Below are 21,843 nucleotides of genomic sequence, written 5' to 3' on the forward strand. Positions count from 1 at the left end.
ATTGTGCCGCTACTCAGGTGGCTGATTCTTGATGCAGATCAACGGCCCCTCAGCATTCCAGCGTGGGAGGGGATTTGTGGTTACTGGGGGATTGATGGCAAGCCGTAGAACGCCCGTGCGCACGCGGTGGTATGCGCCGCCAGATCTTCCTGGCTTTCCCCGCGATGCAGCGCCACTTCGCGCAGTACTTCGGTCAGGTACGCCGGCTCGTTCCGCCCGTTTTTCGGCTTGGGGCGCAGGCTGCGCGGTAGCAGATACGGTGCGTCGCTTTCGAGCATCAGGCGCCCGCGCTTGATTTCCTTGACCAGCGGATGCAAATGCGTGCCTCGGCGCTCGTCGCAGATCCAGCCGGTAATGCCGATGTGCAGGTCGAGGTCGAGGTAGCTGAACAGCGCCTTCTGTTCACCCGTGAAGCAGTGCACCACAGCGGCCGGCAGTCGGTCGCGGAAGTCGCGCAGGATTTCCAGCAAACGCTGGCTGGCGTCGCGTTCGTGCAGAAAAACCGGCAGCTGCAATTCGACGGCCATGGCCAGATGTTCTTCCAGGACCTTCTCCTGCTGCGGGCGCGGCGAGAAATCACGGTTGAAATCCAGCCCGCATTCACCCACGGCCACCACATTCGGTTCGTTGAGCAAGCTGCGCAAACGTCGGGCGCTGTCGGCGTTCCAGTCGCTGGCGCAGTGAGGGTGGATACCGGCGGTGGCAAACAGGCGCCGGGCGCTTTTGTCCAGTTGCTGGCACAGCTCAAGGGCCTGTTCACTGCCCTCGACGCTGGTGCCGGTCAGCACCAGTTGGCACACGCCGGCCGCATAGGCGCGGTCGAGTACAGCCTGGTGTTTGTCGGCAAAACTGGCGTTGGTCAGGTTGACGCCGATATCGATGAGTTGCATGGTGCTACCTCGGCCCAAAGGCCGGAAAGCATATCAGAGCCGTGGATTTATAAGAAAAGCCAAGAACTACAACGGGTTAACGCTGTCTCTTGAGCCTCGGACCAGGCTGGGTTGGTAGTTTTGCCATCATTGTGCCAGTCTTTCGCACTTTGCCAGCGCCTTGGGCGCTCTGTTTTTGTCGCCGCGCTTGATGGTTTTCGTCATTGAAGCGGGCCTCATATTCTTTCCGGAGAGTGGATGATTCGTCCCTCGGTTTTGCTACTGCTGTGTTGTTCGCTGCTACTGCCGATGACGGCGGTCGCGCGTCTGCCCGGGCCGCTGCAAGCCGTACCGGCCAGCAAGGTGCGCGACCTTGCCCAAATTCGCAGCAGTCGTGTGCTGCGGGTGTTGGTCAATCAGAGCCGCAACAGTTCCGGCGAAGTCCAGGGGCAGGCGATCGGGGTCGAATACCATCGTCTGAGAGCGTTCGAGCAATACCTCAACGGCCATGCCCGTGACGGCCAGGAAATTACCCTCAAGATCATTCCCAAGGCCAAGGATCAACTGCTCGGCGCATTGCAGCGCGGAGAGGGCGATTTGGTGGCACCGGGCGAGTTGCTCGATCTGCAACCGGGTTTCGCCGTCAGTACCAGTGAGCCGATTGCCAGCAACATCCCGTTGGTCCTGGTAGGCATCAAAGGCGAACGCCGCTATACCAAACTTGAACAGCTTTCCGGCAAGACCCTGGCGTTACCTGCCGGCAGCGCCGCCGGGGATGCCGTCAGCCAGATCAATCAAAAGCTCGCCCTGCACAAACTGCCTCCGGTCATCATCGAATGGGTCGATCCGAGTCTTGCTGTCGAGGACGTACTGGAGATGGTGCAGGGGGGGATCTTCCACCTGACCATCGTCGAGCAGCCGATCGCCGAGCGCTGGGGCAAGATCCTGCCCAAGCTGCGTTTCGACAAGCAGGTACTCATCAGCGAGCCGGGAGAAGAATTCTGGTTCGTGCGCCGTGATGCCTCGATGTTGCGGGCCAGCATTGATCGCTTCCTCACCGGCTACAAAAAACCATCGGATCAGGACGCCGCGTTCCTGCGGATCTATCGTCGTCTCTATCAAGTGCACTATCCACTGGCCAAGGCGGACCGGCAGCGTCTGGAAAAGCTTCGCCCGGTGCTGCAGAAGCACGCCGATGCCCAGGGCATGGACTGGCTGAACCTGGCGGCGCTGGCCTTCAAGGAGTCAGCCCTGCAACCCGCCGCCCGCAGTGGCGGTGGCCCCACCGGTCTGATGCAGATCACGCCATCTGCGGCGCAGCGGGTGGGTGTCAACAATATCCAGGACCTTGATGGCAATGTGCAGGCAGGGGCCAAGTACCTGGCGATGATCCGGCGCAAGTTCTTTGCCAGCCCCAAACTCAACGAGCGCGAACGCATGGCCTTCGTGCTGGCGGCCTACAACATCGGGCCGGAGCGAGTGCAAGGCATGCGGGCAGAAGCCCGGCGGCGAGGCTTGAATCCCAACCAGTGGTTCTTCCAGGTTGAACGCATTGCCATGGAGCAAGTGGGTATGGGGCCCGTCAGCTATGTTAATAGCGTGAACAAGTATTACTTGGCATTCGATCGGGAGCGGGAGTCGTTGGAGCCCCAGGGGCAAAAGGTTGCCTCACGCAAATGATCAACTAATCTGATTGTTATGACGGGTTTTTTGCGCTTTTAACATGTGAATTACTGATTAATATAGCGGCCAACCAACACACACTTACAAGGAATGAAGCAGCATGAGCACTCTGATCAATAAGGTAATGTCTACCCGCGCCGGCTACGGCCTGACCGTTCTGCGCATTGTGGTCGGCATTGTTTTCGCCGCTCACGGCTCGCAGAAACTCTTCGGGGCATTCGGTGGCTATGGTCTGGCTGGAACCGCGCAGTACATGGAAAGCCTCGGACTGACGCCGGGTTACCTGATGGCGGCACTGGCGGGTGGCACCGAGTTCTTCGCCGGCCTGGCCCTGATCATCGGCTTGCTGGTTCGCCCGGCCGCACTGGGCCTGATCTTCCTGTCGCTGGTGGCGATTTTCTCGGTGCACATCAGCAATGGTCTGTTCATGGCCAACAACGGTTATGAATTCGCCCTGGCATTGCTCGGTGGCAGTATCGCGGTATTGATCGAAGGTGCGGGCAAACTCTCGGCGGACCGTGCCATCGCCGGCTGACCCCTCTGGCTCAACAAAAAGGCCCGCATTGCGGGCCTTTTTTGTTGAGCGTCATTCTTGACACTGTCCAGTCAGCTTCTCTAGGATGTTGCTCATGCGCCGATTTAAACAGCTACTTGCGGGGCGCCAGGTGACTCATCCAGTTGCCGATAGAAGCCGGAACAGGCTTCGAAATACCGCTAAAGCGCTGGTTCGGTGTTGCCTCTCACCTGCCATGCAGACTTTTGAGGCAGAGACACGACCCAATGAATGCATTAAACGCCGTTGTACGTCCCGCGCCGATCACGGCACATCTGACCCAGCGCAATCCAAAAATCCTGCTTGGCGGCAAACATCAGCCGACGCTCTTGCGTTATCTCGATGGCTGGCCACGTCGTACCGGCGGTCCCGCTGCCTTCCTGATCCAGTTTGTCGACGACGGTGAGTCGCTCGCTCGTTTTGCCGACGACAGTTTCGACCTGGCAGTGATTCAGTCCCCCAGCCTCGAAGATGCGCCTGAAGTGATCCGGCAACTGACCCGCGTTGCCCGGCAAGGGTTGATCACCCGGCGTTGAAACTCACGGGTAGTCGATCGCCACAATATACACACACTGTTCACCGGTCGGTGTCTGGACCCGGACTTCGGCGTCCAGTGCCTTGCCGATCAGGGCGCTAGCCAAGGGCGAGTCGATGCTGATCAGGCCCTGTTTGAGGTCCAGCTCATCGGGCCCGACAATGCGGTAGCGCGACTCTTTGCCATCCTCGTCTTCGATCGTGACCCAGGCGCCGAAATAGACCTTGTTCGGATCGCTGGGTTTTTCGCTGACAACCTTGAGCGCTTCCAGGCGTTTGGTGAGAAAACGCACGCGGCTGTCGATCTCTCGCAGCATCTTTTTGCCATAGGTGTATTCGGCGTTCTCCGAGCGATCCCCCTGGGCCGCGGCTTCGCTGACAGCCTGGGTGACCTGGGGCCGACGTACATGCCACAGCTCATGGAACTCGGCGCGCATCCGCGCCTCACCCTCGGGGGTGATCAGCGCGGTGCCAGCGGTGCGGGGAGGGCGGTAACGGCTCATGACAGCTTCTTGTGGTGAGAATGGCAGGAGTCTATCAACCCTCGCGCAGGACTGTCAGCGGGCTGGTGTTCAATGCCCGACGGGTGCCGAACACCCCGGCGCCACCAATGAGCACGGCGCCCAGCAGTGGCAGCACCAACAGCCACGGGTGCGGATGCCACGGCAGGTCAAAGGCGTAGCGGTAGAGCACCCAACTCACCACTTCCGAACCCAGCGCAGCCAGCAAGCCACTGACTGCGCCCAGCAGGCCGAACTCGATACGTCGAGCCTTGACCAGCAATAGCCGCTCCGCCCCCAGCGCACGCAGCAACGCGCCTTGGCGAATGCGTTCATCCAGCGTCGCTTGCAGGCCGGAGAACAGCACCGCCATCCCCGCCGCCAACACGAACAGCAACACGTACTCCACCGCCAGGGTCACCTGGGCGAGGATGCTGCGCAGTTGCTCCAGCAAGGCTTCGACCTGCAGGATGGTCACCGCCGGGAAAGCGCGGGACAGGTCGACAATCTGTTGGTCATGACCCGATGCCAGATAGAAACTGGTCAGGTAGGTTGCTGGCAGATCCTTGAGGGTGCCGGGCTGAAAGATCATGAAGAAATTTGGCTGGAAGTTGTCCCAGTTGATCTCCCGCAGGCTGGTGACCTTCGCCTCGCGATTGACCCCGCCAACGCTGAAAACCAGGTGATCGCCGAGCTTGATCTTCAGGCTTTCGGCGACCTTGCCCTCTACCGACACGCCAGGAACATCGTCCGGCGTCTGTTCGTTCCACCAATTGCCGGCCGTGAGTTTGTTGCCCGTCGGCAGGTCCGCGGCCCAGGTCAGGCTCAGGTCGCGCTGGATTGCCCGATCACCTGCCGATTCCTTGGTGACGATTTGCTGCACCGGCTCGCCGTTGATGTTGATCAAGCGCCCGGGCACCACCGGGTACAGCGGAGCCGATTGCGCCGACACGGCAATCAGGTGATCGGTGAAGGCCTGTTTGTCCGCTGGCAGGATGTTCAGCGCAAAGTAGTTCGGTGCGTTTTTCGGCAGCTGGTTCTGCCAGGTGTCCAGCAACTCGCCGCGCAGCAGCGCAATCAGCGCCATCGACAGCAGAATCAGGCCGAATGCCAGGGACTGGCCCGCGGCAGCGAGGGGATGACGCAGCAGTTGGCCCAGTCCCAGACGCCAGGGCAAGGGCGCACGGGCAAGCATGCGCCGCAGACTCTTCAACAGCAGCAGTAACAAGCCGCCCAGCACCAGTGCTGCAATCACGCCGCCGCCGAGCAGGGCAAAGGTCAGCACCAGGTCCAGGCTCAAGCGCCACATGATCAGGCCGAGGGCGCCCAGCGCTGCGCCGTAGACCATCCAGGTGCTGGAAGGGATCGGCAGCATGTCCCGGCGCAGCACGCGCAATGGCGGAACCCGGCCCAGAGCCGCCAGTGGCGGCAAGGCGAAACCGGCCAGCGCCACCAGTCCGGTGCCGATCCCGGCAACTGCCGGAAACAGCCCGCCCGGAGGCACATCGGTCGGCAACAAGTCATGCAGCAGGGCAAACAACCCCAGTTGGGCGAGCCAACCGAGGAGAGCACCGTTGATGCTGGCCAGCAGCCCGAGCACAGTCAGTTGCAGGCTGAACAACACCATGGTTTCCCGGCGCGACAGCCCGAGGCAGCGCAGCAGGGCACTGGCGTCGAACCGGCGGGTGGCGAAGCGGGTTGCCGACAGCGCCACCGCTACGCCGGACAACAGCACTGCCACCAGGCTGGCCATGTTCAGGTAGCGTTCGGCCTTGCCCAGGGCGCCGCCGATCTGTCGATTGCCGTCGCGGGCGTCCTGCAAGCGCTGGTTGGCGGCGAGCCCCGGTTTGATCAGTTGCCGATACGTCTCAAGTGCCTGAGCGTTGCCTCGCCATAATTCGCGATAGCTGACCCGGCTGCCGGGCTGCACCACGCCGGTGGCCGCAAGGTCGTCGAGGTTGATCAGCACTCGCGGCGTCAAGCTGTAGAAATTGCCGGCGCGGTCGGGTTCGTAAGTCAGCACCCGTGCCAGTTTCAGGGCTTTCATGCCGACATCGATGCTGTCGCCGATCTTCAGGTCCAGGGCGGTCAACAGGCGTGCCTCGACCCAGGCTTCTCCGGGTTGCGGTCCGCCACCGACTGTTTCCGTGGCAAAGGGTGCGGGCGCGCTTTTCAATTCGCCGCGTAGCGGGTAGGTGCCGTCGGCCGCCTTGATGCTGGACAGCTGGATGCCGTTGTCGGTGGCGATGACGCTGGAGAACTCCACCACCTGAGCGTGTTCCAGACCCAGTTCGGTACCGCTTCTTATCTGTTCGGGGCGCGCGGGCGAACTGCCTTCGAGCAGCAGGTCGGCACCGAGGAATTCGGTAGCGCGCAGCATCATGGCGCCGTTCAGGCGGGCTCCGAAATAGCCAATGGCGGTGCTGGCGGCCACGGCCACCAGCAAGGCGAAAAACAACACGCGCAATTCACCGGCGCGGGCATCACGCAGCAATTGGCGGATGGCGAGGCTGAACAGGCGCAACAGCGGCAGACGTGCCATCAAGGCTCCAGAGGGGCGACCAGCAGGCCGGCTTCAAGACGGATCAGGCGTCGGCAGCGGTGGGCCAGGCGTTCATCGTGAGTCACCAGCACCAGGGTCGTGCCGCGCTCCTGGTTGAGCTCGAACAGCAAGTCGCTGATGCGCTCGCCGGTGTGGCTGTCGAGGTTGCCGGTCGGTTCGTCGGCGAACAGCACATCCGGCTCGGCGGCAAACGCGCGGGCAATCGCCACGCGTTGTTGCTCGCCGCCGGAGAGCTGGCGCGGCGAGTGAGTCAGGCGTTGGCCCAGTCCCACCCGTTGCAGCAATTGGGTGGCGCGTTCGCGGGCGTCTTTGCGGCCATCGAGCTCCAGAGGCAGCATGACGTTTTCCAGGGCATTGAGACTGTCGAGCAACTGAAACGATTGAAAGACAAAACCCACGTGCTCGGCGCGGATGCGCGCGCGCTGGTCTTCATCGAGGTTGCTCAGGCCTTGTCCGGCGAGGGTGACTTCGCCGCTGCTCGGCAGGTCGAGGCCGGCGAGCAGGCCCAGCAGGGTGGACTTGCCGGAACCCGAAGCGCCGACGATGGCCAGGCTGTCGCCCTTGTTCAGTTCCAGGCTGAGTTGGTGCAGGATGGTCAGTTCACCTTCCGCGCTGGGAACCACTTTGCTAAGGTCCTTCGCGATGAGAATGCTTGCGCCCATGGAGAGTCCGATGCGTGTCTGGTTTTTGAGTGCTGGCCTGGCCTTGATGTGCATGGCCCAAAACGCAGCGGCGGGTACAGTCCTGATCGTTGGCGATAGTATCAGCGCCGGTTTCGGGCTGGATACCCGGCTGGGATGGGTGTCGCTGCTTGAGCAACGGCTCAGGCGCGAAGGTTTCGACGACAAAGTGATCAATGCGTCCATCAGTGGCGATACCAGTGCCGGAGGCCAGGCGCGCCTGCCCGCGCTGCTTGCAGAGCATAAACCGGAACTGGTGATCCTCGAGTTGGGCGGCAATGATGGCCTGCGCGGGATGCTGCCAACTCAATTGCAACAAAATCTTGCTTCGATGATCGACAGCTCCCGGGCCAGCGGTGCCAAGGTGTTGTTGCTCGGCATGCAATTGCCACCTAATTATGGTGCGCGTTACACCAAGGCGTTCGCCGAGGTCTATAGCAACCTGGCCGATGAGAAAAAGATCCCGCTGGTGCCGTTTTTCCTCGATGGTGTGGGCGGTCATCCGGACTTGATGCAGGCTGATGGCATACACCCGGCGGCCGGGGCCCAGGACAAGTTGCTGGAAAATGTCTGGCCTACCCTAAAACCGCTGTTATGAGACTTTTCTAGAGGCAGGCTTTCGGCTAAGGTGGCGCCCCCGATTTGGAGCCCCCGATGCCGCGTCCCGCCTGGTCACTATTTGCCTATCAACTGATCGAGCCTGACGAACAGCTGGATCTGTTCGCCTGCCAGGAAGTGCGGGTGCATCTGGTGACCCGTCAGCTGGAGTTGGGCGGCTCGGCGGACCGGACCCTGTGTGGCAGCCTGTTGCCGGCTTCGCCTCGCTGGTCGAGTGTTGATCGCCGGGTGTTTCAGGACCAGCGGCTGTGTTCGCTGTGCCGGGCCATTCTTGAGTCGCAGAAGCGGGGGACGTCGCCGATCTGGCCTGAACTGCGGTTCGAGCTTTGATCCGTCAGGAGTCGAGGCGGCCTTCGAGCCGACCTGTCTTTTGTTGACCGTGTACATATCCGTTGCTGCGGTAACGGCGACTTATGGTTTCGCCCTTACGGCGAGTCACTTTTAACAAGCGCCTTAAAAGTAACCAAAAGCGCTCGCCCCGAACGTACGGCCCCTCGCTAAGGCTCGGGGTTCCTTCGCTCCGGTATCCATCCGGGGGCATTGCCCTCCGGTCTGCTTCGCGACGACCTACATGCAATGAGTTCGACTGCGTCGAACGGCGCTGCGCGCCCATCCCCGGATGAACACCTCCACTCAGCCTCCCGAGGGGGCGGGTGGATCAAGATCAAGAGCTGCAGGCGAGCTAACGCTCGGCCTGATGAGTGGTGAAGAGCGACGCGATGGTGTGGGCTGCTCGGCCTTTGCTTTTCTGTGGGAGCGAGCTTGGTCCGGGCGGCGTTCCGACGATGGCGGCCTGACAGCCGACCCAATTCTCAAGGCAAACGAACCCCGCGATCAGGCCGGCCGGTAGGCCGCCTCGCTTTTGCTTTTGCGGTACACGCCCCCTCATGAGGCCGAACGTCAGGGGCAAGAGCCCTTGGTTACTTGGGGCTTTTCCAAGTAACCCGCTGTAAGAGCGGAACCATAGGTGGCCGTTACCAAAAGAATGGATATTTACCCGGTCAAAAATCGCCCATCACACAGCCATCTTCAGGACACCACCCGAAGCAAGCTCACAGTGAACGCCTTGCATTGCCTGCAATCGGGCCATCTCCCCGAAATAACGGACAGCGGTGTACAATCGCGCTCTTATATCTCTGTTGATCATGCGAAGGATTTTCCGGATGTTGCCGCGCTTTCCTGCCGTCACCCGCTGCCTGACTCTTGCCGCCCTCTTTGTGGCCGGTCCAGTCGCAGCATTGGAGTTTCCCCTGCCACCGCCAGGTGAGGACATCATCGGCCAGGTGCAGGTGATCAAGGCCAAGTACGAAGATACCTTCGCCGACCTTGGTACCGCCTACGATCTGGGCTACACGGAAATGGTCGCGGCCAACCCGGGTGTCGATGCCTGGTTGCCAGGCGCCGGCACGGAAATCATCCTGCCGACCCGCTTCATCCTGCCACCAGGCCCCCGTGAAGGCATCGTGATCAACCTGGCCGAGTACCGCCTCTACTACTACCCGAAAGGCAAGAACGTGGTGTACACGTTCCCGCTGGGTATCGGTCGTGAAGGCTGGGGCTCGCCGATTGCCCACACCAGCATCATTGCCAAGACACCTAATCCGACCTGGACGCCTCCGGCTTCGATCAAGGCCGAGCACGCAGCAGACGGTGATCCGCTGCCCAATGTCGTGCCGGCCGGCCCTGACAACCCTCTGGGGCCGTTCAAGTTCACCCTGGGCACACCGGGCTACCTGATCCACGGTTCGAACAAGAAGTTCGGTATCGGCATGCGCACCAGCCACGGTTGCTTCCGCATGTTCAACAATAACGTGCTGGAAATGGCGGGCATGGTGCCGGTCGGTACGTCGGTGCGGATCATCAACGACCCGTACAAGTTCGGCCTGAGTGGCGGCAAGGTCTATCTGGAGGCGCATACGCCGCTGGACGACAAGGGCAACCCGTCGGTGGTCGACAAGCACACCTCCGTCATCAATGCGATGCTCAAGCGTGAAGACATCACCAACAACCTGCGCATGAACTGGGATGTGGTGCGTGATGTGGTCGCCGCTGAAGACGGCCTGCCGGTTGAGATCGCAGTGCCGGGCAACGGCGTTGCGCCGATGGTGTCGAGTATGCCGATCGACCCGCTGCAGTAAGGCTGGCAAAGGGCCCGTCGGCGCGGACCGCGTCGACGGGTTTTTTATTGTCTGGAGAAACGCCAGGCAATAAAAAAGCCGACCCAAAAAATGGGTCGGCTTGATAACAATCCCGAAGGATTATTACTTGCGGCTAGCTTTGTCCAGCATGCGCAGTGCACGCTCGTTAGCTTCGTCAGCAGTCTGTTGTGCTTTTTGAGCAGCAGCCAGAGCTTCATCAGCTTTACGGTAAGCTTCGTCTGCACGAGCCTGGGAGCGAGCAGCTGCGTCTTCAGTAGCGGTCAGACGTGCTTCGGTTTCTTTCGATGCGCTGCTGCAACCGGTAGCCAGAACTGCGGCCAGAGCCAGAGCAGAGAATTTCAGAACGTTGTTCATCGTGTTCCCCTTCAAGGACTTTCTATTAAGTAGCTATCTCCTCCGATTGAGGAAATAGCCGGCGTACATACTACCCATTACTTGTAGTAAGTAAAACTGACGTGACGCAAGAAGCAAAAAAAATTGTAGGCGTTGATTCTTTTTCGAGCAACTTTTAACTGAATTGTTTAAAAAATATCCAGCTGCAAGGCCCGTGGCTGAGCGAGCTGATGAGAAAAAGTTCCTGCGACACGGCGCTGTTTTTCAGTCTGGCTAAAGTCCGCCTACATGGATTCGTCTACACTTTTGTTCGGCTTTTGTGTGGCGCCTCTCAATATCTTTCTCGATGTTCAGGTGACTTTAACAACGGGCGCTCGTCTTAAGTCTCAACATCCGGCAATGTACAGGCTATCGACCCCGAGCGATCTTGGGTCGAACCAATCCTGCGTGATCCGGAGCAGCACCCGCCAACCCGCACGATGACGAGCGCACCTTGAGCATTTCCGCCAATGGTGCCTACTATTTGTACGTGCTCGGTAGCGCGAGATCGGTGCAGCTCTTCTCGGTGTCCATTCAGGCACGGGGTGGCGTAGATGTTCCTTCGCCGGAAAAACATCGGTAAGGTAGGGGTCGGAATTCCAGACCCGCGAGGAGTAGTGATGAGCGAGGCGTTGTCCATCCACCATGACCAGGCTGGTCATCAGTTCGAGACCAATGTGGACGGTCATCGTGCCTATCTGACCTATATGGATCTGGGGAAGCAGACCCTGGATATCTATCGCACCTTCGTGCCCAACGCATTGCGTGGTCGCGGTATTGCGGCAGCCTTGACCGAGAAGGCGCTGGAGTACGCTGACGAAATGGGCTACACCGTCATCCCGTCGTGCTCCTACGTCGAGCGCTACATGGAGCGTCACCAGCGGCATGCGGCCAAGCTGAGTCAGTGACCTTCAACAAAACGAACGCATAAAAAAACGCCGGGTTCAGCCCGGCGTTTTTTTGTTTGCGCTTTTTGCGCCGCCAGACAGGCGATCAGCTGCGATCGCGTTTAGGCAGCACGTCCTTGAGCTTGGCATGCATGCTGCGCAAGGTGTTTTCGGTCGCGGTCCAGTCGATGCAGGCGTCGGTGATCGACACGCCATATTGCAGGTCGGCGAGGTCTTTCGGGATCGCCTGGGCGCCCCAGTTCAGGTGGCTTTCTACCATCAGGCCGATGATCGACTTGTTGCCTTCGAGGATCTGGTTGGCGACGTTCTCCATCACCAGCGGTTGCAGGGCCGGATCCTTGTTGGAGTTGGCGTGGCTGCAATCGACCATGATGTTCGGCTTGATCTTCGCCTTGTTCAGCGCCTGCTCGCAGAGCGCAACACTGACCGAATCGTAGTTCGGCTTGCCGTTGCCGCCGCGCAGCACCACGTGACCGTAGGCATTGCCCTTGGTGGTCACGATCGACACGCCACCTTCCTGGTTGATGCCCAGGAAGCGGTGCGGGCTGGAAACCGACTGCAGGGCGTTGATCGCCACGGTCAGGCCGCCATCGGTGCCATTCTTGAAGCCGACGGCCGAGGACAGGCCGGAGGCCATTTCACGGTGCGTCTGGGATTCGGTGGTGCGCGCGCCGATGGCCGACCAGCTGATCAGGTCCTGCAAGTATTGCGGGGAGATCGGGTCGAGGGCTTCGGTGGCGGTCGGCAGGCCTTTTTCGGCCAGGTCCAGCAGCAACTGGCGACCGATGTGCAAGCCGTCCTGGATCTTGAACGAGTCGTCCAGGTAAGGGTCGTTGATCAAGCCTTTCCAGCCGACGGTGGTACGTGGCTTCTCGAAATACACGCGCATGACCAGATACAGGGTATCGGACACTTCGGCAGCGAGCACCTTCAGGCGCTCGGCATATTCGTGGGCGGCCTTGATGTCGTGGATCGAGCAAGGCCCGATCACGACGAACAGGCGGTGGTCGGTGCCGTCCAGAATGTTGCGAATGACTTCGCGGCCCTTGGTGACGGTGCGCAGTGCGGCGTCGCTCAGGGGAATATCGCGCTTGAGCTGATCGGGAGTGATCAGAGTCTCGTTGGAGGCGACGTTTAGGTCGTTGATCGGTAAATCAGCCATCGTTTACTCGTCAGGTCACGGGTGCCGGCCGCCAGCGAACCCGCGCGGCGGAGCACAGCAAATTAAGCGCGTCGGGGAGCCGAACCTTAGCGCGTTACACCGTGGCTCGACAATGGGCAGACGCCGGTTTGGTGGGGTTTCGCAGTCAGTTTCCCTGCCGCGAGGCGCAAATCGATCAAGAATGCCTCTATTCCAGCACCGGCTGCGCAAAAGCCTTGCGCACCGAGTCGTGAGAGAACTCGTCGGCATGCTCCTGGACCCATTCGAGGGCCAGGGCCTGGATATCCTGCAAGTCTTCGTGGGTGTCATGCAGGCGGCAGTAGCGTTCGATCTGGCACACCTGCTCGCCCATTCGGGCGCTGAACAGCGTTTGTTCGTCGACGAAAGCGATGCCTACCAGATAACCACGCTTGCGTCGCAGGCACCAGGCCACATAGCCCAGGTAGCGCATGTCCGGGTTCACGGTCGGCATGCGTACCTCCAGCGCCGTGCCGTGGCGCCACGCGCGGTGATAATTGCAAGCCATGCCCCCGAGGCTGATAGTGTGCAGCTGTCGTCGCGAAATACACTCAGGTTTCAGTAACGTTAACTCGACAGGCACATCGTCAGGGTGAGGAATGAATCGTCCCATGAACACAGACTCCATGTGTCGGCCATCTGACATTGTTCCCTCCAGTATAGTGGTCGAATTGGAACTGACCGATTTTGACGTCGACCAACGGCTGCTGGCGATGAGCGGTGTATCGCTGGTTATTTTCACCAGTGTCGGCTGCGCCGGTTGCCGTTTTGCCCGCGAGCAATTGCCGACACTCGACCTGGCAGTCGATCGACTGTGCTGGATCGATGCCGGCAACAACGGCGGGGTGGTCGAGCGTTATCAGGTCTTTCACTTGCCGGCGCTGTTTGTCGTTCGCGACGGCGAATTCTTTGGAGCACTGAAATCGCGCCTGACCGACATCGAGCTCAATCGGGCTGTGCGCCAGGCGCTGAGTCGAACAGCAGAGGAGTTGCCATGATGGGAGCAGTTGCCAGGCCGACGGTCGGCATTATCGGGACCGGCGCAATCGGCGGTTTCTACGGGGTGATGCTGGCGCGTGCCGGTTTTGATGTGCATTTTCTGCTGCGCAGCGAGTTTTGCGCTGTGTCCGAGCACGGGTTGCAAGTCGATAGCGCGCCCCACGGTGCGCTGAAACTGAATCCGGTGCAGGCTTATTCGAACGCTGAAGACATGCCGCCCTGCGACTGGCTGCTGGTGGGGGCGAAAACCACCAGCAACGCCGATCTGGCACCCGCCATCCTGCAGGCGGCGGCACCGAACGCCAAGGTACTGCTGCTGCAAAACGGACTGGATGTCGAAGACAGCCTGCGCGCGTTGCTCCCCGATTCGCTGCATGTGCTCGGAGGGCTGTGCTACATCTGCGTCCATCGCGAGGCGCCGGGCGTCATTACCCATCAGGCGCTGGGCGCGGTGCATGTGGGTTATCACAGCGGTCCCGCCGATGGGCCGGCACGCAGCGCAATTGTCGAGGAGGGCGTCGGACTTTTTCGCAGCGCCGGCCTCGATTCCCAGGCCATGGCGAATTTACATCAGGCGCGTTGGCAAAAACTGGTCTGGAATATCCCTTACAACGGTCTCTCGGTTTTGCTGGGGGCGAGCACTACACCGTTGATGGCCGATGCCGACAGCCGCGAGCTGGTCAAGGCGCTGATGGCTGAAGTGGTGCAAGGCGCTGTTGCCTGCGGGCACGACGTACCGGCAGGGTATGCCGAGCATTTGTTCATGGTGACCGAGAAAATGCCCGACTACTGGCCGAGCATGTACCACGATTATTTGCACAAGCGACCGCTGGAACTGGCCGCGATTTACGCCCGGCCTTTGGCGGCGGCGAAGGCAGCCGGGTGTGAAATGCCACGCATCGAGGCCTTGTATCGCAGTTTGAGTTTCATTGATCGACGCAACACCTGAGTCGACCGACCTGAGGGGGAAGGGCATGCCAAAGGCAATTGACGAAAAGCTGGTGCTGGCGATTTCTTCGCGGGCGCTGTTCGACCTGAGCGAAAGCCACAAGGTCTACCTGTCGAGTGGCGTCGAAGCGTACCGGCAGTATCAGATCGAACACGAAGACGAAATCCTCGAGCCCGGCGATGCCTTCCCGTTGGTGCAGAAACTCCTGAACCTCAACAACAGCCTCGGCCGCGCCCGGGTCGAGGTGATTCTGGTGTCGCGCAACAGCGCCGACACCGGGCTGCGGGTGTTCAACTCGATTGACCACTACGGGCTGGCGATTTCCCGCGCGGCCTTTGTCGGCGGGCGCAGTCCGTATCCCTACCTCAAGGCTTTTGGCTGCGACCTGTTTCTCTCGACCCACGCTGAAGACGTGCGCAATGCGCTGGACGCCGGGTTCGCGGCAGCGACCATTCTGTCGGGCGGTGCCAGCCGTGCGGCCAGCGACGAGTTGCGCATTGCCTTCGACGGAGACGCGGTGCTGTTTTCCGATGAGTCGGAGCGCATTTATCAGGCCGGTGGTCTGGAAGCCTTTCAGGCCAGCGAACGTGAGGCCGCCCGCGAGCCGTTGCGCGGAGGGCCGTTCAAGGGCTTTCTCGCAGCCCTCAATCTGTTGCAACGTGAGTTCCCGGAGGACGCCTGTCCGATCCGTACCGCGCTGGTCACGGCACGATCGGCACCGGCCCATGAGCGGGTCATTCGCACGTTGCGTGAATGGGACATCCGTCTCGACGAGTCGCTGTTCCTCGGCGGCCTGACCAAATCGGCCTTTCTCGAAGCCTTCGCGGCCGACGTGTTTTTCGACGATCAGGCCGGCCACTGCGAATTGGCCCGTGAAGTCGTCGCCACCGGTCATGTGCCCCATGGCATAAGCAACGAGCAAAAGGTTTAAGCCCGCCGTTCAATGCGTTGCGCCGGACGCCGCAGTCGCCAAGGCACTGCTAAGCTGAATCAAATCTGCGCCATGTTGGCAGTCGAGGAGGTCATATGATTCGTTCGATGCTGTATGCCACTGACCTTGGCCTGTACGCGCCCGTGGTGATGCAGCATGCCCTGGAACTGGCCAGGACCTTCAATGCCAGTTTGTATGTCGTGCATGCGGTTGAACCCATGGGGTTGTTTGCCGAATCGGTGCTGCAAAGTTATCTCGATGAACAGGCGCTGAACGAGTTTCACAGCCAGGGCCTGAATACGGTGATCGCCAGTATTGAGCAGCGGGTGCTCGACAGTTTTCGTGAGGAGTTGGGGGATGAGGGGGAGCACGATCTGGAGCGGATTCAGGCTGTACGGGTGCTGCAGGGCGATCCGTCGCAGGTGATTCTGGACCAGGCGCAGAAACTCTCCGTGGATTTGTTGATCGTAGGTAGTCACAGCCACGGTGCCGGTGCGGAAACGCCTTTGGGGCGAACCGCCGCCCGTGTGTTGCAACTGTCCAAGGTGCCGGTCTATCTGGTGCCGCTGGTGCAACGTCGTCGCCAAGGGGACCGCTAGGACACGAATAGTGGCAATCTGATAAAAAAGTTCTAGATTTATTCTTCGTGCCATTAATATAGTTATATATCGTCGCTGATGCCCGTGGCGTCTACCTGCTTTGAGGGATTCATATGAAGCTTCAACAATTGCGCTACATCTGGGAAGTGGCGCACCACGACCTCAACGTTTCCGCTACAGCCCAAAGCCTTTACACCTCTCAACCCGGCATCAGCAAACAGATCCGTCTGCTGGAAGACGAACTGGGCGTCGAGGTTTTTGCTCGCAGCGGCAAGCACCTGACCCGCGTTACCCCGGCCGGCGAGCGCATCATCACCACTGCTGGCGAGATTCTGCGCAAGGTTGAAAGCATCAAGCAGATCGCCCAGGAATTCTCCAACGAGAAGAAAGGCACCCTGTCGATTGCCACCACTCACACCCAGGCGCGTTATGCGTTGCCGCCGGTAATCAGCAATTTCATCAAGCAATACCCGGACGTTGCCCTGCACATGCACCAGGGATCGCCGATGCAAATCGCCGAAATGGCGGCTGACGGCACCGTGGATTTCGCCATTGCCACCGAAGCGCTCGAGCTGTTCGGTGATCTGGTGATGATGCCGTGCTACCGCTGGAACCGTTGCGTGGTCGTGCCTCAGGGCCACCCGCTGACCAAACTGTCGAAACTGACCCTCGAAGCCCTGGCCGAATACCCGATCGTGACGTACGTGTTCGGTTTTACCGGCCGTTCGAAACTCGACGAAGCCTTCAGCCATCGCGGCCTGACGCCGAAAGTGGTGTTCACCGCCGCCGACGCCGACGTGATCAAAACCTATGTTCGCCTGGGTCTGGGCGTGGGCATCGTGGCGAAAATGGCTGTCGATACCAAGCTCGACAGCGACCTGGTGGTACTCGATGCCAGCGAACTGTTCGAGTCCAGCGTGACCAAGATCGGCTTCCGTCGCGGCACCTTCCTGCGGGGTTTCATGTGCGACTTCATCGAGAAGTTTGCGCCGCACCTGACCCGCGAAGTCATGGCCAAGGCCATTCAGTGCCACAATAAGCAAGAGTTGGAAGAGCTGTTCGAAGGCGTAGAACTGCCCGTTCACTGACAGCGTTTCTGCCGGTCAAACCACCTCGGTGACAGCGAACTGTTGCCGAGCGCCTGCCACCATGATCTCCACCTCATCGCCCTCGAACTTGCCCAGCAGGCTTTTGCCCAGCGGTGAGCGCGGGGTGATGACGGTAATCAGTTGCCCCACCAGGTCGACCTTCAGCCCGGCTGCATCGGGGGCCAGAAACAGCCATTGTTCGCGCCCCTTTTCGTCCTCCAGCCCCAGCAGCGCGCCCACTTCGATGCCCCGCTGATCGTCATACGGGCGCAGGGCCAGGTTCTGGCAGAGGCTCAGTGACTGGCGAATTTCCTCGACCCGCCTGGCCTGCCCGGCCGCGAGATAGGACGCTTCCAGCCCCAGGGTGTCGTACTTGTTCTCGGCGATGTTTTCTTCGTGGGTTGCCGTTTCGTAGGCGGTTTGCGCGGCGCGCTCGGCGATGTCGAGATCGATCCGCAGCTTGTCGAGAATCAGTTGGTGGACGGTTTGCTTATTCATGATCAATCGCAGAATTGCAGGACGTTGGCGCGGCTTTTTTCGCTGGGTGCAGTCCGGTCCTGTTGCAGCCAGAACTGACAGTTCGGGTTGGCCAGGTTGCGACTGCTGCCGCGTGCCTGATCAAGTCGTTGCTGCTGTTCGTTCTTGCGCAGGTTTTCTTCTTGCTCGAACAGCGGGCTCTGTGACGGAATGTTCGGCAGCGGTTGAGCCACTGCAGGTGGTTGGGCCAGTTGCTCTACCGCTGCCGCGATCGGGGCGAGTTGCTCGCTGAACAGCAGGCGCGACGCGAGCCAGCAGGTCAACACAATGGCAATGAACCCGAGCCACATGCCGAGGGCGATACTGCCTGTCAGTTGCAGGGCGCTAAGGCTGATCGGGAAGGATCGGCGCGGAGTGGGGCTGTGGGGCATGGTTGCCTCCTGGCGAAAGGTGACTGGCGGGTAGCGATTGTCGCATGAAGAATAATCGCCGTCGGCTCTTCTGCACGGGGTAATTTATGCGGACAATCGGCGCCTTTGCCAACGGGAACCTGGTATGCCTGAAATGAAAACCCGCTGGGATATTTTTTGCACCGTGGTCGACAACTTCGGCGACATCGGCGTGACCTGGCGACTGGCCCGGCAACTGGTGACCGAACATGGACTGGCGGTGCGTCTATGGGTCGATGACCTGCGAGCATTCGAGCGCCTGTGCCCGGAAATCGACATCGACGCTGTGCAGCAATGGCAGCACGACGTCGATGTGCGCCAATGGCCAGCCGAATGGCAGCCGACCGAAGCCGCCGATGTGGTGATTGCTGCGTTTGCCTGCCAGTTGCCGAGCGCCTATATGGACGCCATGGTCGAACGGGAAAAGCCTCCCCTGTGGATGAACCTCGACTATCTGAGCGCCGAGGACTGGGTGATCGGTTGTCACGGCTTACCCTCTGTGAAGTACAAAAGCGTACAGAAGTTCTTTTTCTTCCCTGGATTCCAGAAGGGCACCGGCGGACTGCTGCGTGAGCGAGGGTTGCTGGAACGGCGTCGGCAATTTCAGCAGGACCTGCAGGCTCAAAGAGAATTCCTGCAAGGTATGGGGATTGATCCTGCGCCCGGCGCGCAGTTGATCTCATTGTTTGCCTACGAAAACAGCGGTCTGGCCAGTTGGCTCGATGCAATGGCTGGCGATTCTACGGCCACTCATCTGCTGGTGCCGGAAGGGCGGATTCTCGGCGACGTCGAGCGTTGGCTCGGTGTGCAGGGGCTGGCGGCCGGTGCCGTGCATGTGCGCGACGCCTTGACCGTGCAGGTGCTGCCATTCGTCCGCCAGGACCAATACGACCGGTTACTGTGGTGCTGCGATTTCAATGCCGTGCGCGGCGAAGACTCCTTTGTGCGCGCCCAATGGGCCGGCCGGCCATTTCTCTGGCACATCTATCGGCAGGAAGAAGACATCCACCTGGACAAGCTCGAAGCCTTCCTTGAACTTTATGTAAAAGGGTTATCTGCGCCCGCGCGGGAGGCGATCAGCGGTCTCTGGCGGGCGTGGAACGCTGGTGAAAAAATAGCCGACCACTGGCAATTAACCCGTAAACACTGGCCAGAGCTGGAAAAACACGCTGAGGCGTGGTGTCAGGAACAGGCCTTGCAGGCCGATCTTGCCACGGCGCTGGTACAGTTTTATGGAAATTGGATATGATACGCGGCCTAGATTTTTGTAAATCCCATCCAAATTCGGATATTCGCAATGAAAACTGGTAAAGAACTGAAACCCGGGACCGTGATTCGTCTCGAAAACGATCCTTGGCTGGTTCAGAAAGCTGAATTCACCAAGTCCGGTCGTAACAGCGCGATCATGAAGACCAAGCTGAAGAACCTGCTGACCGGTTACAAGACCGAGATCGTTTACAGCGCCGACGACAAACTGGACGACGTAATCCTCGACCGCAAAGAAGCGACCCTGTCCTTCATCAGCGGCGACACCTACACGTTCATGGACACCACCGACTACACCATGTACGAGCTGAACGCTGAAGACATCGAAGCCGTTCTGCCTTTCGTTGAAGAAGGCATGACCGATGTTTGCGAAGCGATCTTCTTCGAAGAGCGTCTGGTTTCCGTAGAACTGCCGACCACCATCGTGCGTCAGGTTGACTACACCGAAGGTTCCGCTCGCGGCGACACTTCCGGCAAGGTAATGAAGCCTGCCAAACTGAAGAACGGTACCGAGCTGTCGGTTGCTGACTTCATCGAAATCGGCGACATGATCGAGATCGATACCCGCGAAGGCGGTTCCTACAAAGGCCGTGCCAAATAAGCACAGCTTCAGGAATGAAAAAGCCCGACCATTGAGTCGGGCTTTTTTGTGCCTGCAGAATCTGCGTTGACCCCCACATGTTGTTCTGCGTTATTTCTTCAGGTGTTGCTTGAGCTCTTCAGATGCCTGCAACATCGCCGAACGCACCGCTGGCACCTGGCTCACCACGTTGAGCAAACCGTAGTCGTGGATCAGGCCGTTGTAGCGAACCGAGGTCACCGGCACTCCGGCTTCATCGAGTTTGCGGGCATAGGCTTCGCCTTCGTCGCGCAATACGTCGGCTCCGGCGGTTTGAACCAGCGCTGGAGGCAGTCCTTTCAACTGGGCAGTGGTCGCGCGCAGTGGCGAGGCGTAGATCTCGTTGCGCTGCTTGGCATCGGTGGTGTAGTTGTCCCAGAACCACTTCATCATGTTTTTGCTGAGGAAGTGCCCCTCGGCAAACTGGTTGTAGGACGCGGTTTCGAAGTTGGCATCAGTCACCGGCCACAACAGCACCTGGAACCTGATCGCCGGAGTGCCCTTGTCCTTGGCCATCAGCGCAACCACCGCCGCCATGTTGCCGCCGACGCTGTTGCCGGCTACCGCCAGGCGCTGGCCATCGACATTGATCTCTTTGCCGTGCTCGGCCACCCATCGGGTCGCGGCATAAGCCTGGTTGATCGCCACCGGGTAATGCGCTTCCGGCGACGGCGTGTAGTTCACGAACACCGCCGCGGCACCCGAACCCGTCACCAGGTCACGCACCAACCGCTCGTGGGTCGGGAAGTCCCCCAGCACCCAGCCACCGCCGTGGAAGAACATGAACACCGGCAACTCGCCCTTGACCCCGGCCGGCCGGACGATGGTCAGGCTGATCGGTTGGCCGTCGACTTGAATGGTCTTCTGGCTGACATCGGCTTTTGGCAGCGTCAGCTTGACCCCGGACTGCGCGCCTACCAGAACCGCGCGGGCTTCGGCGGGCGTCATTTGCTCCATCGGTTTGCCGGTGCCGGCGTTCAGTACGTCGAGGAATGCCTGGGTGTTGTGTTCAACCCCGTTACCTGCGATCGCGTTCCCGATGGACAAGGCGAGAAGGGTACCGGTCAAGACTTTGCTGAAAGTGTTCATGTTCGTTTCCTGTTCGGGCCTGGTAATCAGCGGTTAGACGGTAACGTGCAGACGCACATCGACGTTGCCACGGGTGGCGTTGGAGTACGGGCAGACCTGGTGGGCCGCATCGACCAGTGCTTGTGCATCGGCTTGTTCAAGACCCGGCAGGCTGATGTGCAGGTCGATGTCCAGGCCGAAGCCGCCAGGGATCTGGCCGATGCCGACATGGGCGGTGATAGAAGCGTCGTTGGGAATGCTGCGCCTGGTCTGGCTGGCCACGAATTTCAGGGCACCGATGAAGCAGGCGGAGTAGCCGGCAGCGAACAGTTGCTCTGGGTTGGTGGCTGCGCCGCCGGCACCGCCGAGCTCTTTCGGCGTGGCGAGCTTGACGTCGAGGATGTTGTCGCTGGAAACCGCCCGCCCGTCACGGCCGCCAGTGGAAGTTGCGATTGCGGTGTAGAGAGTTTGCATGGTGAAAGCCTCGTTCGGGGTTTGGTTGTTTTGCGCTAAATGTTTGCGCGCTAAGTAAGTGCGAGGTGAATGTATCGCGCAAATATTTAGCACGCAAGATAAAAGATAAAATAAATTTGCCAGGACAGACAAACGGTTGAGAAGGATTGGCTGGAACTATCGAGTTAGAGCGACTGGAGGTTATGCGGGCGGTTTTCGGAGGGGAAATCGAGTTCTGTGGGACAGCACAAAGCAAATGTGGGAGCGGGCTTGCTCGCGAAGGCGGTGTTTCAGTCAACACAAGAGTCGACTGATCTACCGCTTTC

Annotated in this window: 25 protein-coding genes; 14 read left to right on the forward strand and 11 right to left on the reverse strand. The window is 60.0% G+C overall.

What is annotated here, in order from left to right:
- Positions 1-80 precede the first annotated feature (80 nt).
- Positions 81-890, reverse strand: coding sequence for a TatD family hydrolase (locus ASD95_RS26075; RefSeq protein ID WP_056727125.1), 810 nt, complete (start codon positions 888-890; stop codon positions 81-83).
- 237 nt (positions 891-1,127) lie between these two features.
- On the opposite strand from ASD95_RS26075, the gene ASD95_RS26080 reads away from it, so the two are divergent.
- From ASD95_RS26080 to ASD95_RS26090, 3 genes are all read left to right on the forward strand, one after another.
- Complete coding sequence (locus ASD95_RS26080; protein ID WP_056727124.1) at positions 1,128-2,549, forward strand: transglycosylase SLT domain-containing protein; 1,422 nt, start codon at positions 1,128-1,130, stop codon at positions 2,547-2,549.
- Positions 2,550-2,652: 103 nt separating this feature from the next.
- A complete protein-coding gene (locus tag ASD95_RS26085; RefSeq protein WP_056727123.1) occupies positions 2,653-3,087 on the forward strand; it encodes a DoxX family protein in 435 nt (144 codons plus the stop codon).
- Positions 3,088-3,332: 245 nt separating this feature from the next.
- A complete protein-coding gene (locus ASD95_RS26090) occupies positions 3,333-3,641 on the forward strand; it encodes a hypothetical protein (protein WP_056727122.1) in 309 nt (102 codons plus the stop codon).
- Between the two features lie 3 nt (positions 3,642-3,644).
- Here the strand turns inward: ASD95_RS26090 and greB are convergent, their stop codons facing one another.
- Genes greB through ASD95_RS26105 form a run of 3 tightly spaced genes read right to left on the reverse strand, consistent with a single transcriptional unit; the run spans position 3,645 to position 7,364 of the window.
- Complete coding sequence (gene greB / locus ASD95_RS26095) at positions 3,645-4,142, reverse strand: transcription elongation factor GreB (RefSeq protein WP_056727121.1); 498 nt, start codon at positions 4,140-4,142, stop codon at positions 3,645-3,647.
- A gap of 34 nt (positions 4,143-4,176) precedes the next feature.
- Positions 4,177-6,681, reverse strand: a complete 2,505-nt coding sequence (locus ASD95_RS26100) for an ABC transporter permease (protein ID WP_056727120.1) — start codon at positions 6,679-6,681, stop codon at positions 4,177-4,179.
- The gene (locus ASD95_RS26105; protein ID WP_046043370.1) at positions 6,681-7,364 is read right to left on the reverse strand and encodes an ABC transporter ATP-binding protein; all 684 of its coding nucleotides are present in this window, start codon (positions 7,362-7,364) and stop codon (positions 6,681-6,683) included. Before ASD95_RS26105 ends, ASD95_RS26100 begins: the two co-directional genes overlap by 1 nt.
- A 10-nt stretch (positions 7,365-7,374) precedes the next feature.
- Between ASD95_RS26105 and ASD95_RS26110 the strand changes: the two genes are divergently transcribed.
- The 3 genes from ASD95_RS26110 (at position 7,375) to ASD95_RS26120 (ending at position 10,138) form a co-directional block, all read left to right on the forward strand.
- On the forward strand, positions 7,375-7,980 hold the full coding sequence (locus ASD95_RS26110; RefSeq protein ID WP_008049055.1) for an arylesterase: 606 nt from the start codon (positions 7,375-7,377) through the stop codon (positions 7,978-7,980).
- A gap of 56 nt (positions 7,981-8,036) precedes the next feature.
- Complete coding sequence (locus tag ASD95_RS26115; RefSeq protein ID WP_007991769.1) at positions 8,037-8,330, forward strand: hypothetical protein; 294 nt, start codon at positions 8,037-8,039, stop codon at positions 8,328-8,330.
- A gap of 833 nt (positions 8,331-9,163) precedes the next feature.
- Positions 9,164-10,138 carry a L,D-transpeptidase family protein gene (locus ASD95_RS26120; protein WP_056727119.1) on the forward strand — a complete coding sequence of 325 codons (975 nt, stop codon included), beginning with the start codon at positions 9,164-9,166 and terminating at the stop codon, positions 10,136-10,138.
- Between the two features lie 123 nt (positions 10,139-10,261).
- Here the strand turns inward: ASD95_RS26120 and oprI are convergent, their stop codons facing one another.
- Positions 10,262-10,513: an outer membrane lipoprotei OprI gene (gene oprI / locus ASD95_RS26125; protein WP_003199355.1), complete on the reverse strand. Its 252-nt coding sequence runs from the start codon at positions 10,511-10,513 to the stop codon at positions 10,262-10,264.
- Between the two features lie 638 nt (positions 10,514-11,151).
- On the opposite strand from oprI, the gene ASD95_RS26130 reads away from it, so the two are divergent.
- The gene (locus tag ASD95_RS26130; RefSeq protein WP_007973562.1) at positions 11,152-11,439 is read left to right on the forward strand and encodes a GNAT family N-acetyltransferase; all 288 of its coding nucleotides are present in this window, start codon (positions 11,152-11,154) and stop codon (positions 11,437-11,439) included.
- 85 nt (positions 11,440-11,524) lie between these two features.
- On the opposite strand, the gene ASD95_RS26135 is transcribed toward ASD95_RS26130, so the two are convergent.
- Together ASD95_RS26135 and ASD95_RS28965 are read right to left on the reverse strand one after the other, a co-directional pair.
- The gene (locus tag ASD95_RS26135) at positions 11,525-12,601 is read right to left on the reverse strand and encodes a 3-deoxy-7-phosphoheptulonate synthase (RefSeq protein WP_007973561.1); all 1,077 of its coding nucleotides are present in this window, start codon (positions 12,599-12,601) and stop codon (positions 11,525-11,527) included.
- A gap of 187 nt (positions 12,602-12,788) precedes the next feature.
- Complete coding sequence (locus ASD95_RS28965) at positions 12,789-13,232, reverse strand: PilZ domain-containing protein (protein ID WP_082563014.1); 444 nt, start codon at positions 13,230-13,232, stop codon at positions 12,789-12,791.
- Between ASD95_RS28965 and ASD95_RS26145 the strand changes: the two genes are divergently transcribed.
- From ASD95_RS26145 to cysB, 5 genes are all read left to right on the forward strand, one after another.
- Positions 13,231-13,617: a thioredoxin family protein gene (locus ASD95_RS26145; RefSeq protein WP_056727117.1), complete on the forward strand. Its 387-nt coding sequence runs from the start codon at positions 13,231-13,233 to the stop codon at positions 13,615-13,617. The two genes, ASD95_RS28965 and ASD95_RS26145, sit on opposite strands and share 2 nt — an antisense overlap.
- Entirely contained in the window at positions 13,614-14,567 is a 954-nt protein-coding gene (locus ASD95_RS26150; RefSeq protein WP_056727116.1) for a putative 2-dehydropantoate 2-reductase, read from the forward strand. The genes ASD95_RS26145 and ASD95_RS26150 overlap by 4 nt, the downstream gene beginning before the upstream one ends.
- Before the next feature lie 25 nt (positions 14,568-14,592).
- Complete coding sequence (locus ASD95_RS26155) at positions 14,593-15,498, forward strand: 5'-nucleotidase (protein WP_056727115.1); 906 nt, start codon at positions 14,593-14,595, stop codon at positions 15,496-15,498.
- Positions 15,499-15,593: 95 nt separating this feature from the next.
- Entirely contained in the window at positions 15,594-16,097 is a 504-nt protein-coding gene (locus ASD95_RS26160) for a universal stress protein (protein WP_056727114.1), read from the forward strand.
- A 113-nt stretch (positions 16,098-16,210) separates the two neighbouring features.
- Entirely contained in the window at positions 16,211-17,185 is a 975-nt protein-coding gene (gene cysB / locus ASD95_RS26165; protein WP_015094029.1) for an HTH-type transcriptional regulator CysB, read from the forward strand.
- Positions 17,186-17,200: 15 nt separating this feature from the next.
- Here the strand turns inward: cysB and ASD95_RS26170 are convergent, their stop codons facing one another.
- The gene (locus ASD95_RS26170) at positions 17,201-17,683 is read right to left on the reverse strand and encodes a GreA/GreB family elongation factor (protein WP_056727113.1); all 483 of its coding nucleotides are present in this window, start codon (positions 17,681-17,683) and stop codon (positions 17,201-17,203) included.
- Between the two features lie 2 nt (positions 17,684-17,685).
- A complete protein-coding gene (locus ASD95_RS26175; protein WP_056727112.1) occupies positions 17,686-18,093 on the reverse strand; it encodes a hypothetical protein in 408 nt (135 codons plus the stop codon).
- Positions 18,094-18,217: 124 nt separating this feature from the next.
- Between ASD95_RS26175 and earP the strand changes: the two genes are divergently transcribed.
- Positions 18,218-19,360 (forward strand): elongation factor P maturation arginine rhamnosyltransferase EarP, encoded by a 1,143-nt coding sequence (earP, locus tag ASD95_RS26180; RefSeq protein WP_056727111.1) that lies wholly within the window; start codon positions 18,218-18,220, stop codon positions 19,358-19,360.
- Between the two features lie 48 nt (positions 19,361-19,408).
- Positions 19,409-19,978, forward strand: coding sequence for an elongation factor P (locus ASD95_RS26185; RefSeq protein ID WP_007943632.1), 570 nt, complete (start codon positions 19,409-19,411; stop codon positions 19,976-19,978).
- A 90-nt stretch (positions 19,979-20,068) separates the two neighbouring features.
- Here ASD95_RS26185 and ASD95_RS26190 read toward each other — a convergent pair whose 3' ends face one another.
- Positions 20,069-21,085, reverse strand: coding sequence for an alpha/beta hydrolase (locus ASD95_RS26190; RefSeq protein WP_056727110.1), 1,017 nt, complete (start codon positions 21,083-21,085; stop codon positions 20,069-20,071).
- 33 nt (positions 21,086-21,118) lie between these two features.
- A complete protein-coding gene (locus ASD95_RS26195; RefSeq protein WP_056727109.1) occupies positions 21,119-21,538 on the reverse strand; it encodes an organic hydroperoxide resistance protein in 420 nt (139 codons plus the stop codon).
- Positions 21,539-21,843: the final 305 nt, after the last annotated feature.

Origin of the sequence: Pseudomonas sp. Root71 (assembly GCF_001429045.1) — a bacterium.
Lineage (GTDB): Bacteria > Pseudomonadota > Gammaproteobacteria > Pseudomonadales > Pseudomonadaceae > Aquipseudomonas > Aquipseudomonas monachiensis.

Excerpts from the sequence above, each read along its gene's own strand:
- earP (WP_056727111.1), top strand. The coding sequence starts at position 18,218 with ATGCCTGAAATGAAAACCCGCTGGGATATTTTTTGCACCGTGGTCGAC.
- ASD95_RS26145 (WP_056727117.1), top strand. The coding sequence starts at position 13,231 with ATGAACACAGACTCCATGTGTCGGCCATCTGACATTGTTCCCTCCAGT.
- ASD95_RS26130 (WP_007973562.1), top strand. The coding sequence starts at position 11,152 with ATGAGCGAGGCGTTGTCCATCCACCATGACCAGGCTGGTCATCAGTTC.
- ASD95_RS26120 (WP_056727119.1), top strand. The coding sequence starts at position 9,164 with ATGTTGCCGCGCTTTCCTGCCGTCACCCGCTGCCTGACTCTTGCCGCC.
- greB (WP_056727121.1), bottom strand. The coding sequence starts at position 4,142 with ATGAGCCGTTACCGCCCTCCCCGCACCGCTGGCACCGCGCTGATCACC.
- ASD95_RS26080 (WP_056727124.1), top strand. The coding sequence starts at position 1,128 with ATGATTCGTCCCTCGGTTTTGCTACTGCTGTGTTGTTCGCTGCTACTG.
- cysB (WP_015094029.1), top strand. The coding sequence starts at position 16,211 with ATGAAGCTTCAACAATTGCGCTACATCTGGGAAGTGGCGCACCACGAC.
- ASD95_RS26105 (WP_046043370.1), bottom strand. The coding sequence starts at position 7,364 with ATGGGCGCAAGCATTCTCATCGCGAAGGACCTTAGCAAAGTGGTTCCC.
- oprI (WP_003199355.1), bottom strand. The coding sequence starts at position 10,513 with ATGAACAACGTTCTGAAATTCTCTGCTCTGGCTCTGGCCGCAGTTCTG.
- ASD95_RS26135 (WP_007973561.1), bottom strand. The coding sequence starts at position 12,601 with ATGGCTGATTTACCGATCAACGACCTAAACGTCGCCTCCAACGAGACT.
- ASD95_RS26115 (WP_007991769.1), top strand. The coding sequence starts at position 8,037 with ATGCCGCGTCCCGCCTGGTCACTATTTGCCTATCAACTGATCGAGCCT.
- ASD95_RS26190 (WP_056727110.1), bottom strand. The coding sequence starts at position 21,085 with ATGAACACTTTCAGCAAAGTCTTGACCGGTACCCTTCTCGCCTTGTCC.
- ASD95_RS26090 (WP_056727122.1), top strand. The coding sequence starts at position 3,333 with ATGAATGCATTAAACGCCGTTGTACGTCCCGCGCCGATCACGGCACAT.
- ASD95_RS26195 (WP_056727109.1), bottom strand. The coding sequence starts at position 21,538 with ATGCAAACTCTCTACACCGCAATCGCAACTTCCACTGGCGGCCGTGAC.
- ASD95_RS26155 (WP_056727115.1), top strand. The coding sequence starts at position 14,593 with ATGCCAAAGGCAATTGACGAAAAGCTGGTGCTGGCGATTTCTTCGCGG.
- ASD95_RS28965 (WP_082563014.1), bottom strand. The coding sequence starts at position 13,232 with ATGGGACGATTCATTCCTCACCCTGACGATGTGCCTGTCGAGTTAACG.
- ASD95_RS26175 (WP_056727112.1), bottom strand. The coding sequence starts at position 18,093 with ATGCCCCACAGCCCCACTCCGCGCCGATCCTTCCCGATCAGCCTTAGC.
- ASD95_RS26110 (WP_008049055.1), top strand. The coding sequence starts at position 7,375 with ATGCGTGTCTGGTTTTTGAGTGCTGGCCTGGCCTTGATGTGCATGGCC.
- ASD95_RS26170 (WP_056727113.1), bottom strand. The coding sequence starts at position 17,683 with ATGAATAAGCAAACCGTCCACCAACTGATTCTCGACAAGCTGCGGATC.
- ASD95_RS26085 (WP_056727123.1), top strand. The coding sequence starts at position 2,653 with ATGAGCACTCTGATCAATAAGGTAATGTCTACCCGCGCCGGCTACGGC.
- ASD95_RS26150 (WP_056727116.1), top strand. The coding sequence starts at position 13,614 with ATGATGGGAGCAGTTGCCAGGCCGACGGTCGGCATTATCGGGACCGGC.
- ASD95_RS26160 (WP_056727114.1), top strand. The coding sequence starts at position 15,594 with ATGATTCGTTCGATGCTGTATGCCACTGACCTTGGCCTGTACGCGCCC.
- ASD95_RS26185 (WP_007943632.1), top strand. The coding sequence starts at position 19,409 with ATGAAAACTGGTAAAGAACTGAAACCCGGGACCGTGATTCGTCTCGAA.
- ASD95_RS26075 (WP_056727125.1), bottom strand. The coding sequence starts at position 890 with ATGCAACTCATCGATATCGGCGTCAACCTGACCAACGCCAGTTTTGCC.
- ASD95_RS26100 (WP_056727120.1), bottom strand. The coding sequence starts at position 6,681 with ATGGCACGTCTGCCGCTGTTGCGCCTGTTCAGCCTCGCCATCCGCCAA.